10 protein-coding genes are annotated in these 14,925 nt (G+C 72.3%); 4 read left to right on the top strand and 6 right to left on the bottom strand.

Annotated features, from left to right (window positions below):
* Positions 1-232 precede the first annotated feature (232 nt).
* Genes M0638_RS07595 through M0638_RS07585 form a run of 3 tightly spaced genes read left to right on the top strand, consistent with a single transcriptional unit; the run spans position 233 to position 3,906 of the window.
* A complete protein-coding gene (locus tag M0638_RS07595; RefSeq protein WP_248666364.1) occupies positions 233-1,465 on the top strand; it encodes an LL-diaminopimelate aminotransferase in 1,233 nt (410 codons plus the stop codon).
* Positions 1,462-2,760: a homoserine dehydrogenase gene (locus tag M0638_RS07590; protein WP_248666363.1), complete on the top strand. Its 1,299-nt coding sequence runs from the start codon at positions 1,462-1,464 to the stop codon at positions 2,758-2,760. The genes M0638_RS07595 and M0638_RS07590 overlap by 4 nt, the downstream gene beginning before the upstream one ends.
* 51 nt (positions 2,761-2,811) lie before the next feature.
* The gene (locus tag M0638_RS07585) at positions 2,812-3,906 is read left to right on the top strand and encodes an alpha-hydroxy acid oxidase (RefSeq protein ID WP_248666362.1); all 1,095 of its coding nucleotides are present in this window, start codon (positions 2,812-2,814) and stop codon (positions 3,904-3,906) included.
* A 149-nt stretch (positions 3,907-4,055) separates the two neighbouring features.
* Here M0638_RS07585 and M0638_RS07580 read toward each other — a convergent pair whose 3' ends face one another.
* Together M0638_RS07580 and M0638_RS07575 are read right to left on the bottom strand one after the other, a co-directional pair.
* Entirely contained in the window at positions 4,056-5,477 is a 1,422-nt protein-coding gene (locus tag M0638_RS07580; RefSeq protein WP_248666361.1) for an MFS transporter, read from the bottom strand.
* A 416-nt stretch (positions 5,478-5,893) separates the two neighbouring features.
* Entirely contained in the window at positions 5,894-6,469 is a 576-nt protein-coding gene (locus tag M0638_RS07575) for a hypothetical protein (RefSeq protein ID WP_248666360.1), read from the bottom strand.
* 240 nt (positions 6,470-6,709) lie between these two features.
* Between M0638_RS07575 and M0638_RS07570 the strand changes: the two genes are divergently transcribed.
* On the top strand, positions 6,710-7,669 hold the full coding sequence (locus M0638_RS07570) for an alpha/beta hydrolase (protein WP_248666359.1): 960 nt from the start codon (positions 6,710-6,712) through the stop codon (positions 7,667-7,669).
* A gap of 275 nt (positions 7,670-7,944) precedes the next feature.
* Here M0638_RS07570 and odhB read toward each other — a convergent pair whose 3' ends face one another.
* The 4 genes from odhB to sucC form a co-directional block, all read right to left on the bottom strand.
* Positions 7,945-9,216, bottom strand: coding sequence for a 2-oxoglutarate dehydrogenase complex dihydrolipoyllysine-residue succinyltransferase (odhB, locus tag M0638_RS07565; protein ID WP_248666358.1), 1,272 nt, complete (start codon positions 9,214-9,216; stop codon positions 7,945-7,947).
* Between the two features lie 234 nt (positions 9,217-9,450).
* Positions 9,451-12,372: a 2-oxoglutarate dehydrogenase E1 component gene (locus M0638_RS07560; protein WP_248666357.1), complete on the bottom strand. Its 2,922-nt coding sequence runs from the start codon at positions 12,370-12,372 to the stop codon at positions 9,451-9,453.
* Between the two features lie 461 nt (positions 12,373-12,833).
* Complete coding sequence (sucD, locus tag M0638_RS07555) at positions 12,834-13,724, bottom strand: succinate--CoA ligase subunit alpha (protein ID WP_248666356.1); 891 nt, start codon at positions 13,722-13,724, stop codon at positions 12,834-12,836.
* Positions 13,725-13,727: 3 nt separating this feature from the next.
* Complete coding sequence (gene sucC, locus M0638_RS07550) at positions 13,728-14,921, bottom strand: ADP-forming succinate--CoA ligase subunit beta (protein ID WP_248666355.1); 1,194 nt, start codon at positions 14,919-14,921, stop codon at positions 13,728-13,730.
* Positions 14,922-14,925 lie beyond the last annotated feature (4 nt).

Here is a 14,925-nt window from a genome sequence, read left to right as displayed (position 1 = left end):
CGGCCGGGGCCTGCGCCGGAATTCGCGCGACGCCCCGCGGCGGCCACGCCCGCGTTACCGCGGCCACCCCGCGGATCGTCTCCCTGGCACGCCGTCGGGCGCGCCGTTGCACGCGGCGCGCGCGAGCGGCGGCGAAAACGCGGCTGACGCCCCGTGGCGCCTCGGCTATGGTCCGCGACCCCTTCGCGGACCCCTTCGCGGAGGGCGACCCGAATTGACCGGACGTTCGAGCATGACCGAGGAATTCCACCGCATCCGCCGCCTGCCGCCCTACGTCTTCGCCGAGGTGAACGCAGCGAAGGCCAAGGCACGGGCAGCGGCAGAGGACGTCGTGGATCTCGGCATGGGCAACCCGGACAGCCCGACGCCGCCACACATCGTCGCCAAGCTGATCGAGGCGGTGCAGGACCCGCGCACGCACCGCTACTCCGCCTCCAAGGGCATCCCCGGGCTGCGGAAGGCCCAGGCCGGCTACTACGAGCGCCGCTTCGGCGTGAAGCTCGACCCGGAGACGGAGGTGGTGGCGACGCTCGGCTCCAAGGAGGGCCTGGCGAACCTGGCGCAGGCGATCTCCTCGCCGGGTGACACCATCCTGGTGCCGAATCCGTCCTACCCGATCCACCAGTTCGGCTTCATCATCGCCGGCGCCTCGGTGCGCTCCCTGCCCTGCACGCCGGACGACGAGATGCTGCGCGCGATCGACCGCGCGGTGAAGCACTCCGTGCCCAAGCCCACGGCGGTCATCGTCAACTTCCCGTCGAACCCGACGGCGCATCTGGCGAGCATCGAGTTCTACCGCGAGCTGGTGGCGCTCTGCCGCCGGCACGAGCTGTTCATCCTCTCCGACCTCGCCTACGCGGAGCTGTACTTCGGCGACACCCCGCCGCCCTCCGTGCTGGAGGTGCCGGGTGCGAAGGACGTGACGGTGGAGTTCACCTCCATGTCCAAGACCTACAACATGCCGGGCTGGCGCATGGGCTTCGCGGTGGGCAACCAGAAGCTGATCGCGGCGCTGACGCGCGTGAAGTCCTACCTCGACTACGGCGCCTTCACCCCGATCCAGATCGCCGCCACCGCCGCGCTGAACGGGCCGCAGGACACGGTGGCCGAGATGCGCAAGCTGTACAAGGAGCGGCGCGACCTGCTGGTGAAGGGGCTGAAGCAGGCGGGCTGGGACGTGCCCTCGCCCGAGGGCTCCATGTTCATCTGGGCGCCGATCCCGGAGCGCTTCCGCCAGCTCGGCAGCGTGGAATTCTCGAAGCTGCTGCTGGCCAAGGCGAAGGTCGCCGTTGCCCCCGGCATCGGCTTCGGCGAGCACGGCGACACCCATGTCCGCATCGCGCTGGTCGAGAACAACCACCGCATCCGCCAGGCGCTGCGCGGCATCAAGGCCTTCCTGCAGGGCGACAACGGCGGTCCCATGTCCGGCCCGTCGCTCAGCGATTCCGAGCTGACGCACGCATGAGCAAGCCGCTCTCCATCGGCGTCGCCGGCCTCGGCACGGTCGGCGCCGGGGTGCTGAACCTGTTGCGCGAGAACGCCGACATCGTCGGCACCCGCGCCGGCCGGCACCTCGCCGTCACCGCCGTCTCGGCGCGCGACCGCCGCCGCGACCGCGGCCTCGCGCTCGACGGGCTGCGCTGGCACGACGACCCGGTGGCGCTCGCCGCCGATCCGGGCGTGGACGTGGTGGTGGAGCTGATCGGCGGCAGCGAGGGGCCGGCGCGCGCGCTGGTCGAGGCGGCGCTGGCCGCCGGCAAGCCGGTGGTCACCGCGAACAAGGCGCTGCTCGCCGTGCACGGCGCGCAGCTCGCCGAGACCGCCGCCGCGCGCGGCGCGCCGCTCGCCTTCGAGGCCGCCGTGGCCGGCGGCATCCCGGCGATCAAGGCGCTGCGCGAGGGGCTGGCGGCGAACCGGCTCTCGCGCGTCGCCGGCATCCTCAACGGCACCTGCAACTACATCCTCACCGTGATGCGCGCCGAGGGCCGGGAATTCGCCGAGGTGCTGGCCGAGGCGCAGCGCCTGGGCTACGCCGAGGCCGATCCCTCCTTCGACATCGACGGCATCGACGCCGCGCACAAGCTGGCGATCCTGGCGGCGATCGCCTTCGGCCGCCCGGTCGATCTCGGCGCCGTCCACGTCGAGGGCATCCGCGACGTCACCGCGCTCGACATCCGGCTGGCCGAGGAGCTGGGCTTCCGCATCAAGCTGCTCGGCATCGCCCGCCGCACCGAGGCCGGCCCAGGGGCGGGGATCGAGACGCGCGTGCATCCCTGCATGGTGCCCTGCGACGCGCCGATCGCCCGCGTCGACGGCGTGTTCAACGCCGTCGTCGCCGAGGGCGACGCGGTGGGCCGCGTGGTGCTGCAGGGGCGCGGCGCCGGCGCCGGCCCGACCGCGAGCGCCGTGGTGGCGGACCTGATCGACATCGCGCGCGGCCGGCACACGCCGGTCTGGGGCGCCGAGGCGCTGGCATCCATCCCCAGCGTGCCGATGGCGCGCCATGTCGGCCCCTACTACCTGCGCCTGATGGTGGTCGACCGCCCGGGCGTGATCGCCGACGTCACCAGCATCCTGCGCGACCATCGCATCAGCCTGGAATCCCTGCTCCAGCGCGGCCGCGCCCCGGGCGAGGCGGTGCCGGTGGTGCTGACCACGCACGAGTGCGAGGAGGCCGCGATGCGCTCCGCGCTGGAGCGCATCGCGGCGCTCGACGCGGTGCTGGAGAAGCCGGCGCTGATCCGCATCGAATCGGCCTGACCACCCGCCCCGCCTTCCCGTGCGGAAGGCGGGGCGCAGCAGGCCCGCCGCATGCCCCCCGACAACACCGTCCCACCCGGAATCGTCTCGGTTCCGGACTACGAGCAGCCCGCGCGCCAGCGCATGGGCGAGAACGCCTGGGCCTACGTCGCCGGCGCCGCCGCCGACGAGCTGACCCTGCGCGAGAACCGCGCCGCCTTCGAGCGGCTGCGCCTGAATGCCGGCGTCCTGGTGCCGATGCGCGCGGCGCACACGCGCCTCGCCCTGTTCGGCCAGGAGCTCGACCACCCGATCCTCGTCGCCCCCAGCGCCTTCCACCGGCTGCTGCACCCGGAGGGGGAACTCGCCACCATGGTCGGCGCCTCGGCGCTGCGCGCCTGCATGGTGGTCAGCGCCCAGGCCAGCCTGCCGCTGGAGGCGGTCGCGGCGCAGGCGGCGGTGCCACCCTGGTTCCAGCTCTACGTCCAGCCCGACCGCGCCTTCACCCTGGCCCTGGTGCGCCGCGCCGAGGCGGCGGGCTACCGTGCGCTGGTCGTCACCGTCGACGCGCCGGTCAGCCTGCGCGACCGCGAGCGGCGCGCGGGTTTCCGCCTGCCGCCCGGCATCGAGGCGGTGAACCTGCGCGGCGCCGCCCCGCCCCCGCCTCCTGACGGCACCGCGACGGGCGAGATCTTCCCGCTGCTCGCGCACGCCGCCACCTGGGACGACATCGCCGCGCTGCGCGCCGCCACCACCCTGCCGCTGCTGCTCAAGGGCATCATGACTCCCGGTGACGCGGAACGAGCCGTCGCCGCCGGGGCGGACGGGATCGTCGTCTCCAACCATGGCGGCCGCACCCTCGACACCCAGCCCGCCACGATCGACGCCCTGCCCGCCATCGCCCGCGCCGTCGCCGGCCGCGTGCCGCTGCTGCTCGACGGCGGCATCCGGCGCGGCACCGACGTGCTCAAGGCCCTGGCCCTCGGCGCCAGCGCCGTGCTGGTCGGCCGCCCCTGCCTGCACGGGCTGGCGGTGGCCGGCGCCACCGGCGTCGCGCACGTGCTGAAGCTGCTGCGCGCCGAGCTGGAGGTGGCGATGGTGCAGACCGGCTGCCCGACCCTGGCGGAGATCGGGTCGGGGGTGATCTGGGGCGGCCGGGAGGGCTGACGGCGTTTCGGGGCTCCGCCCCGGACCCCGGCAGGGAGGCGCCGCCTCCCTGCACCCTCCGCCAAGGGGCGAGGCCCCCTTGGAACCCCCGTTCCGGAAGGGTGGTCCCAACCCGCATCCCTGATGGCCGATTTCATCGGCCATACGGATCAGTGCGAGATGGATTCCAGCCCGCGCCCGGTCACCCGCGGCCCCCACACCGCCACCACGCCGGCGGCGACGGCCATGGCGCCCGCGATCATCGCGAACACCGCCGGCACGCCGCCCAGCCCGAGCGTGAAGGCGATGGCATAGCCGCTGAACACCGCCGAGAGCCGGCTCCACGAATAGACGAAGCCCACCGCGCTGGCGCGGAAGCGCGTCGGGAACAGCTCCGGCTGGTAGGCGTGCAGGGCGTAGGACATGAAGGCGTTGGCGATGGTCAGCGCCATGCCGCAGAGCACGATGCCGACGGCATCGCGCTGCGTCGCGAAGACCAGCCCGAGCAGCGCCACCGTGGCGGCCGCCCCCGCCACCTGCCACTTGCGCTCCACCCGGTCCGCGATCAGCGCCGCGCCGAGCGGCCCGAACGGCCCGGCCAGCGCGATCAGGAAGGTGTAGAGCAGGGAGGTGGTGACGTTTATGCCCTCGGCCAGCAGCAGCGTCGGCACCCAGTTGCCGAAGCCGTAGAAGCCCACCGTCTGCAACAGGCTGAACACCGACATCATGATGGTGCGGGTGCGATAGGGCGGCTGGAACGCCTCGGCCAGCCGGCCGGCGCCCGCCGGCACCTCGGCCGCCGGCGCCGGGGGCGGCAGCGGTCCCAGCTCGGCCGCGACCTTCGCCTCGATGCCCGTCATCACGCGGTCCGCCTCCTCGGCCTGCCCATGCTGGGCCAGCCAGCGCGGCGATTCCGGAATGGCGCGGCGCAGCCACCAGGCGGCGAGCGCCCCGGTGGCGCCAATCAGCACCACCCAGCGCCAGCCGGCGAAGCCGAACGGATCGCGCGGCACCAGCAGCCAGGCGATGAGGGCGACCAGCGGTACCATGCAGAACAGGATCGTCTGGTTCACCGCGAAGGCGCGGCCGCGCTGCGCCGGTGGCACCAGCTCGGCGATGTAGGTGTCGATGGTGACCAGTTCGACGCCGACGCCGATGCCGGCCATGAAGCGCCAGAACAGGATCCAAGGCGCGTCAGCCTGGAAGGCCAGCACCAGATTGGCCAGCGAGTACCAGAGCAGCGAGATGGTGAAGACGCGCCGCCGGCCGAAGCGGTCGGCGACACGGCCGAAGCCGATCGTGCCGATGAACAGGCCGGCGAAGAAGGAGGCGACGAAGCTGGCGAAGCCGTGCAGGTCGAACAGGCCGGTGGTGGTGCGGGTGAACAGCCCCTCCCGGTACAGGCCGGGCGCCACGTAGGCCGTGTAGAACAGATCGTAGAACTCGAAGCAGCCGCCGAGCGAGAGCAGCAGCACGATCCGCCAGCCGTAGCGGGAGGCGGGCAGCCGGTCGAGGCGGGCGGCGATGGCGGCGGGCGAGCCGGCGAGGGCCGGCGTGGCGCCGGGCTGGCGGCCCGGCGTGAGGATGTTCATGGCGACGCTTCCTCCGATCCTCCGGCCGGCGGGCGAGCCGGCGGAGACGGGCGCCCCGGACGGAAGGAGCGGGCCCGCGGCGCCAGGGGTGCCCCGGAACACCGGGGGACACCATGGGCCGACGGGTGACATGCGCTTCATGTGCCCGACCGGAAGGTTCCGGGGTCGGGCGCCGGCATCGGCCCGCCCGCCGGTCGGCCCGGAATTCGGCAGGCTGGGTCAGGCAAGACCGGATCGTGCGGCATCCGGCCCGCGCCGGCATCCCGGCCCGCCGCACCGCCGGAGGCGGGGCTCAATTCCGCGCCAGCCGGCACCAACCCCGCGCACCGGGCCGGGGAAACACACGGGGACGCACGAGGGGGCCGCCCGAGGGGGCCGCGAGTACGACCCCGCGCGAGACGCGCCGCCGGCGCCCGTCAGGCCGTCCGCCGCAAGCATCGTCGCGCCGCCGCGAGACGCAGCCCGAGGCCGCCCCCGGCGCCGGCCAGGCGCACGCGCAACGCCCGCGCCCGCTCCCGCAGCGCCGCCATCGCCCGCCGCGCCGACTGCCAGGCCGGCGAGGCATCGAGGAAGGCATGCGCCCGCGCCAGCAGCGCCGCCACCTTCCCGCGCGCCCAGGCGAAGGCCGGCACCTGCATCAGCTTCGGCTCGGCGATGGCGTAGAGCCGGGCCGAGACGGCGGTGCCGCCGACCTTCGCCGCGACGATCACGCCGAGCCCGAGCAGCGGATGCCCGGCCGCGATCAGCCACAGCGCCGCGAGCTTGACCGGCAGCAGCAGGGCCATCGGCACCAGGAACAGGGCGAAGACGGCGGGCGGCGGCAGCCGCGCCACCAGCCGCTCCAGCGCCGCGAGCAGGGGGATGCGGGCCAGCAGCGCGCCGAGCGCGCCGCCCCAGCGCCACACCGTCTCCTCGAACAGCACCAGCGCGAAGGCGAGCAGCAGGATGGCGGGCCTGACGGCAAGGCGGAGCTTGCGGCGGATGGCGTGCATGGGCGTCCACGGGTTCCGGATGGTGCCCGCATCATCCCTCCGGCCGGGCCGCGGGACCAGGAAACGCTTCACCGGCCGCGGCGAGGCCGCGAAGGGAACCGGCGGGCGGCCGAAGGCGGCCGGGGAGGACCGGACCCTGGCCAGCGGGACGATGGCGGGCGACACTCGACGCAAGGACCGGCGCATGGGCCATGCCCCCTGCCAGCCGGCCGCCAACGAGACGGACGCCAAGGAGGACCCATGCCCGCGCTTCACCCCGATGCCGAGATCCTGCTCCAGGTGATCCGCGAGTCCGGGCGGCCCTCCTATGCCAGCCTGGAGCCGGCGGAAGCGCGCAGGATGTACCGGGACGGCCGGCACGTGCTGCAATTGCCGCCCCCCGAGGTGGCGGTCTGGCGCGACCTCGACTGCGACGGGCCGCGCGGCAAGGTGCCGCTGCGGCTCTACCGCGGCCTCGGCACGGCGGCCGAGGCCGCCCTGCCCTGCCTGCTCTACCTGCATGGCGGCGGCTGGGTGTTCGGCGACCTCGACACGCATGACGGGCTGTGCCGCGCCCTGGCCAACGAGGCCGGGTGCTGCGTGATCGCGGTGGACTACCGCATGGCGCCGGAGCACCGCTTCCCCGCCGCCGTCGAGGACGCCATGGCGGCGCTGCGCTTCGTCGCGGCGGAGGCGTCGTCGCTCGGGATCGACCCGTCGCGCCTCGCCGTGGGCGGGGACAGCGCGGGCGGCAACCTCGCCGCGATCCTGGCGCTGCTCGGCCGCGACGGGGCGGTGCCGAACCCCGGCTTCCAGCTCCTGCTCTACCCGGCCACCGACCTGACCATGACCACGGAGTCCTACGAACGGATCACGGCCGGCCTGCCGCTGACCGCCGAGGTGATGCGCTGGTTCATCGACCACTACGCGCCGGAGGTGGCGGACCGCTGGGACTGGCGCGCCTCGCCGCTGCGGGCGCCGAGCCTGGCCGGGGTGGCGCCGGCCTTCGTGATGACCGCCGGGCACGACCCGCTCAACGACGAGGGACGCGCCTATGCGGACCGGCTGGAACGCGAGGGCGTGCGGGTGGCGCACCTGCACTGCGCGGACCAGATCCACGGCTTCCTGACCATGGGCCGCTTCCTGCGCGGCGCCGCCACGGTGACGCGCATCGCCGCCCTGGCGCTGCGGGAGGCGTGGGAGGAATTCCGGGTGGGGTGATGAGAACCGGGAACGGGGCTCCGCCCCGGGCCCCGGCAGAGAGGGCTTCGCCCTCTCCGCACTCTCCCACCAAAGGGCGAAACCCCTTTGGAAACCCCGCCCCACCAAAGGGCGAAGCCCCTTTGGAAACCCCGCCCCACCAAAGGGCGAAGCCCCTTTGGAAACCCCGCTCGGCCCGGCGGAGGTCCGGGAACCCGGTCGGTGGATACCCAGGGAGGGCGGCGCCCTCCTTGGCCGGAGGGGTCCGGGGAGGGCGGAGCCTTCCCCGCCGCCCCTCAGATGTCCAGCATCAGCCGGCGCGGATCCTCGACGCTCTCCTTGATGCGCACGAGGAAGCTCACCGCCTCCTTGCCGTCCACGATCCGGTGGTCGTAGCTCAGCGCGATGTACATCATCGGGCGGATCTCGACCTTGCCGCCCACCGCCATCGGGCGGTCCTGGATCTTGTGCATGCCCAGGATGCCGGACTGCGGCGGGTTCAGGATCGGCGTGCTCATCAGCGAGCCGTAGATGCCGCCATTGGTGATGGTGAAGGAGCCGCCCGACAAGTCGGCCATCTTCAGCGTGCCGTCGCGCGCGGCACGGCCGAAATTGCCGATCGTCTTCTCGATCTCGGCGAAGGACATCCGGTCGGCGTGCTTGAGCACCGGCACGACGAGGCCGGAGGGGCCGCCCACCGCGATGCCCATGTGGACGAAGTTCTTGTAGACGAACTCGTCGCCGTCGATCTCGGCGTTGACCGCCGGGAACTCCTTCAGCGCCGCCACCGCCGCCTTCACGAAGAAGGACATGAAGCCGAGGCGCACGCCGTGCTTCTTCTCGAAAGCGTCGCGGTACTCGGTGCGCAGCGCCATCGCGGCACCCATGTCCACCTCGTTGAAGGTGGTGAGCATGGCGGCGGTGTTCTGCGCCTCCTTCAGCCGGCGCGCGATGGTCTGGCGCAGGCGGGTCATCTTCACCCGCTCCTCGCCCTCCTCCAGCGCGCGCGGCGCCTTGGCGGCGGGCGCGGCGGCAGCGGCGGCGGGCGCGGGGCGGCTGAGGAAGTCGAGTACGTCGCCCTTGGTGATGCGCCCGTCCTTGCCGGAGCCCTCGCCGAGCTGCCCGGCCTCGACCTTGTTCTCGGTCATCAGCTTGGCGGCGGCGGGCAGCGGCGCGTGCTCGCCGGCGCCGGGGCGGCCGACCGGGCCGGAGGGAGCGCGCGGAGTCTCGACCTTGGGCGCGGCAACGGCGGCCGGGGCGGGCTCCGGCGCGGCCGGCTTGGCGGGGGCCGGCGCCGGCGCGGCGGGCTTCGCGGCGGCACCGCTGGCGGCGCCCTGGGCGGCAATGGTGCCGAGCACGGCGCCGACCTCGACCTCGGCGCCCTCGTCGGCGGCGATCGCCTCGAGCGTGCCGGCGGAGGGGGCCGGGACCTCGACCGTGACCTTGTCGGTCTCCAGCTCCACCAGCGGCTCGTCCGCCGCCACCGCCTCGCCGGCCTTCTTCAGCCAGCGGGCGACGGTGGCGCTGCTGACGCTCTCGCCCAGGGTGGGCACCACGATCTCGGTCATGCTCTCGTTCTCTCATCCTGCGCCGTGACGGGGGCATGCCGTCGCCGCGCGCGTGCCGGGATGCCGGCTGTCAGGGGCCTCAGCGACGTTCCGGGGTCAAGGCCCGATGCGTCGCCGATCGTCGGATTTCACGCCCGGCTTCCGGGCGGCGTGCATTCGCCGCCGGGGCGCGGATCCGCCGCACCGCCGGAAGCGGGAGGCGGGCCCCGGAAGGCCCGCCTCCGGGACAGGCGCTCAGCCCAGCGTCAGCGCGGCCTGCACCAGCGCCTGCTGCTGCTGCGCGTGCGCCTTGGCCGAGCCGGTGGCCGGGCTCGCCGCCTCGGCGCGGCCGACGAAGACGGGCCGGTCGTGCTTGAAGCCGAGGTCGCGCAGCACCGCCTCCAGCCGCCGGTCGACGAAGTTCCAGGCGCCCATGTTCTCGGGCTCCTCCTGGCACCAGACCACCTCGGCGTTCCTGTAGGGGCCGAGCACGCCCGGCAGGCTGCGGGTCGGGAACGGGTAGAGCTGCTCCAGGCGGATGATGGCCACATCCTGGATGCCCTTCTCGCGCCGCTCCTGCAGCAGGTCGTAGTAGACCTTGCCGGTGCAGAGCACGATGCGCCGCACCTTCTCCTCCGGCGCGATCGCGTCCACCTCGGGGATCACGGTGCGGAAGCCGCTGCCGGGCCCGAAATCGGCGAGGGAGCTGACCGCGAGCTTGTGCCGCAGCAGCGACTTCGGCGTCATCAGGATCAGCGGCTTGCGGTAGTTCGCCTTGAGCTGGCGGCGCAGCGCGTGGAAGTAGTTGGCCGGCGTGGTGATGTTGCCCACGCGCAGGTTGCGCTCGGCGCAGAGCTGCAGGTAGCGCTCCAGGCGCGCCGAGGAGTGCTCCGGCCCCTGCCCCTCGTAGCCGTGCGGCAGCAGCATCACGAGGCCCGACATGCGCAGCCACTTCGTCTCGGCCGAGGCGATGAACTGGTCGATGATGACCTGCGCGCCGTTGGCGAAGTCGCCGAACTGGCCTTCCCAGAGGGTCAGCGTGTGCGGGTCGGCGACCGAGTAGCCGTAGTCGAAGCCCAGCACGCCCGCTTCCGAGAGCAGCGAGTTGAACGCCTCGTAGCGCTTCTGCCCCTCACGGATGTTGTTGAGCGGCACGTACTCGGCCTGGGTGTCCTGGTCGATCAGCACGGAATGGCGCTGGCTGAAGGTGCCGCGCTGCACGTCCTCGCCCGAGAGGCGGACGCGGTGGCCTTCCAGCAGCAGCGTGCCGAAGGCCAGCGCCTCGCCGGTCGCCCAGTCGATGCCCTCGCCGGTCTCGATGGCCTGCTTCTTGGCCTCGAGCTGGCGCAGGATCTTTGGGTTGGCCTTGAAGCCCTCCGGCACGCGGGCCAGCGCCGCGCCCACCTCGCGCAGCGTCTCCAGCCCGACGGCGGTGGCCTCGTCGCGGTCCTCGCCATCCTCGCTGGTGGCCTTGATGCCGGCCCAGTTGCCTTCCAGCCAGTCCGCCTTGTTCGGCTTGAAGGACTGGGCGGCCTGGTTGGCCTCGTCGAGCTGCTGGGCGAAGGCGTCCCACATCGCCTTCGACTCCTCGGCCGGGATGCTGCCCTCGGCGGCGAGCTTCTCGGCGTAGAGGGTCCGGGTCGTCTTCATCTCCCGGATGCGGCGGTACATGATCGGCTGGGTGAAGGCCGGCTCGTCGCTCTCGTTGTGGCCGTGGCGGCGGTAGCAGACGATGTCGAGCACGATGTCGACGCCGAATTCCTGCCGGAACTCGGCGCACATGCGGGCGCAGAACACCACCGCCTCCGGGTTGTCGCCGTTGACGTGCAGGATCGGCGCCTGCACCGCCTTGGCAATGTCGGTGCAGTAGAGGCCCGAATAGGCGTGCGCCGGGACGGTGGTGAAGCCGATCTGGTTGTTGGTGACGATGTGCACCGTGCCGCCGGTGCGGTAGCCGATGAGCTGGCTCATCGCCAGCGTCTCGTACACCAGGCCCTGGCCGGCGAAGGCGGCGTCGCCGTGCAGCAGGATCGCCATGGCGGAGCGGCGGGTCTTGGTGTCGCCGGCATTGTCCTGGCGCGCGCGCACCTTGCCGACCACCACGGGGTCGACCGCCTCGAGGTGCGAGGGGTTCGGCTGCAGCGAGAGGTGGACGGTGCGCCCGCCGATCTCGACATCGGTCGAGGTGCCGAGATGGTACTTCACGTCGCCCGAGCCCTGCACGTCGTCCGGCTTGGCCGAGACGCCGATGAACTCGCTGAACACGGCGGTGAAGGGCTTCTTGACGATGTTCACCAGCACGTTGAGGCGGCCGCGATGCGCCATGCCGATGTCGATCGCGGTGGTGCCGGCGCGCGCGGCGGACTCGATCACCGCCTGGATCGCCGGGATGGTGCTCTCGCCGCCCTCCAGGCCGAAGCGCTTGGTGGAGACGAACTTCTTGGCGCAGAACGCCTCGAAGCCCTCGGCCTCGGTGAGCTGCTCCAGGATGGTGCGCTTGGCGTCCTTGTCGAACGCCTTCGTCCAGGGGGCGCCCTCGACGCGCTGCTGGATCCAGCTCTTCTGGCCCGGATCCTGGATGTGCATGAACTCGACGCCGATCGGGCCGCAATAGGTGGCGCGGATGATCTCGATGATCTCGCGCAGCGTCGCGGTCTCGCGGCCCAGCACCTTGTCGATGAAGATCGGGCGGTCGAGGTCGGCCTCGGTGAAGCCGTAGGTGCGGTAGTCGAGCTCGGGATGCGGGTGCTGCTTCTGCAGGCCGAGCGGGTCGAGCTGCGCCTCCAGGTGGCCGCGCACGCGGTAGGCGCGGATCAGCATCAGGGCGCGGATGGAATCGACCACCGCGGCGCGGGCGGCGGCGGGATCGGTCGGAACCGCGGCCGCGGCCTTGTCGGCAGCCTCGCCCTTGCCGGACTTCGGCGCGCCCGGGGCGCCCTTGGCGGGCCTGGCGGCGACCTCGGGCTCCGGCGCGAAGCCGCCCTTCGGGCGCGGCGCCCAGGAGGCGCCCATCGCGTCGGTCAGCACCGCGCGGGCGTCGTCGTTCAGCACCTCGAACAGCTCGGCGAAGGAGGGATCGACGCTGCCCGGGTTCTCGACCCACTTGGCGTAGAGATCGGCGAGGTAGGTGGCGTTCGCCCCCGTCATCACGCTCGCAAGGATGTCCACACCAGCCATGTCTCGTTTCTCCTCGGCGGGCATTGCCGGCCCGTCCGCTTCCAGCCGCGGCGGCGGTCTGCCCGGATCGCCCTTCCCGGGCGCGACGCGGTACGGCCCACGCCGCTCCCATATGGATGGGGCGCGGGTGGGTTAACACGGGGCTTGCGGCAACGGTACGGCAGAACCGCCTGCGCGCGTAGTTTTCAGGCAGTCGGCGGGGACGGCAACGGCATGGCTGCCATGCCGTGGACGGAAGGTGGGTCCGGCCACCTGTTCGCGGCGCGACCCCGGCCTCGCCGGGAGGCGGACCGCCCGCCGCCCCGGAAGAAAACAGGGATGTCCCGCGTCCGGGGCCGTCATGCCCCGGCGGGAGATACCCGGAAGGACAGAGCCCTTCCTGGCCGAAGGGGTACGGGGAGGGCGGAGCTCTCCCCGACAACAAGACGGGGTACGGGGAGGGCTTCGCCCTCCCCGTCGGCTCAGCCCTTGATGGCCTTCACCATGGTCGAGCCCAGCGCCGCCGGGCTGTCGGCGACATGGATGCCGGCCTCGCGCATGGCCTCCATCTTCGCCGCGGCGGTGTCCTTGCCGCCCGAGATCACCGCGCCGGCATGGCCCATGCGGCGGCCCGGGGGGGCGGTGGCGCCGGCGATGAAGCCCACCACCGGCTTGTAGCCGGCGCTGCCCGGCCTGTTCTCGCGGCCCAGATACTCGGCCGCCAGGATCTCGGACTGGCCGCCGATCTCGCCGATCATGACGATCTGCTTGGTCTCGGGGTCGGCCAGGAACAGCTCCAGCACGTCGATGAAGTCGGTGCCCTTCACCGGGTCGCCGCCGATGCCGACGCAGGTGGACTGGCCGAGCCCGGCCGCCGTGGTCTGCGCCACGGCCTCGTAGGTCAGCGTGCCGGAGCGCGAGACGATGCCGACCGAGCCGCGCTTGTGGATGTGGCCCGGCATGATGCCGATCTTGCAGGCCTCCGGCGTGATCACGCCCGGGCAGTTCGGGCCGATCAGGCGGGACCTGCTGCCGGACAGGGCGCGCTTGACCTTGACCATGTCCAGCACCGGGATGCCCTCGGTGATGCAGATGATCAGCGGCACCCCGGCGTCGATCGCCTCCAGGATGGAGTCGGCCGCGAAGGGCGGCGGCACGTAGATCACCGAGGCGTCGGCGCCGGTGGCCTCGACGCAGTCGGCGACCGTGTTGAACACGGGCAGGCCGATATGGGTCTGGCCGCCCTTGCCCGGCGTCACGCCGCCCACGTAGTTGGTGCCGTAGGCGATGCCCTGCTCGGCATGGAAGGTGCCCTGGGCGCCGGTGAAGCCCTGGGTCATCACCCGGGTGTTCTTGTCGACGAGGATCGCCATGGCTCAGGCAGCCTTCTTCACGGCGGCCACCACCTTCTCGGCGGCGTCGGCCAGGTTGTCGGCGGGGATGATGGCGAGGCCGGACTCGGCCAGGATCTTCTTGCCCAGCTCGACATTCGTGCCTTCGAGGCGCACCACCAGCGGCACCTTCAGCGTCAGCGCCTTGGAGGCCTCGACGATGCCCGAGGCGATCATGTCGCACTTGGCGATGCCGCCGAAGATGTTGACCAGGATCGCCTTGACGTTGCTGTCGGAGGTGATGATCCGGAACGCCTCGGTGACGCGCGCCGCGGTCGCGGTGCCGCCCACGTCGAGGAAGTTGGCGGGGCTCGATCCGTAGAGCTTGATGATGTCCATGGTGGCCATGGCGAGGCCGGCACCGTTCACCATGCAGCCGATCTCGCCGTCGAGCGCGACGTAGTTCAGGTCGTTCCTGACCGCCTCCAGCTCCTTCGGGTCCATCTCGCTGTCGTCGCGCAGGGCCTCGAGGTCCTTGTGGCGGAACAGCGCGTTGTCGTCGAAGGAGACCTTGGCGTCGAGCGCGATGATCTCGCCCGCGCCGGTGACGACCAGCGGGTTGATCTCGACGATCGCCATGTCGAGCTCGGTGTAGGCCTGGTACATCGCCGTCACGAACTTCGTGAAGGTGCCGACCTGCTTGCCCTCGAGGCCGAGGCCGAAGGCGAGCTTGCGGGCGTGCCAGCCCTGGATGCCGGCGGCCGGGTCGACCGCGACCTTCAGGATCTTCTCGGGGTGCTTCTCGGCGACCTCCTCGATCTCCATCCCGCCCTCGGTCGAGGCCATGATGGTGATGCGGCTGGTCTCGCGGTCGAGCAGGATGGAGAGGTAGAGCTCGCGCTTGATGTCGCAGCCCGCCTCCACGTAGACCTGATTGACCACCTTGCCCTCGGGGCCGGTCTGCTTGGTCACCAGGGTGTGGCCGATCATCGCGGCGGCGGCTTCCTTGGCCGCCTCCGGCTTGACGACGCGCACGCCGCCCTTGCCGTTCGGATCGTCCTTGAAGCGCCCGGCGCCGCGGCCGCCGGCATGGATCTGCGACTTCACGACCACGACCGGGCCGGGAAGCTTCTTCGCCGCGGCTTCCGCCTCCTCGGGCGTCTTCGCGACGAAGCCGTCGAGCACCGCGACGCCGTAGCGGCGCAGCAGCTCCTTGCCCTGGTATTCGTGGATGTTCATCCGT

Source organism: Roseomonas acroporae, from assembly GCF_023223525.1.
Lineage (GTDB): Bacteria > Pseudomonadota > Alphaproteobacteria > Acetobacterales > Acetobacteraceae > Roseomonas_E > Roseomonas_E acroporae.
The sequence above is the reverse complement of the archived record's forward strand: the minus strand, read 5'-3'. Positions and strand labels throughout refer to the sequence as shown.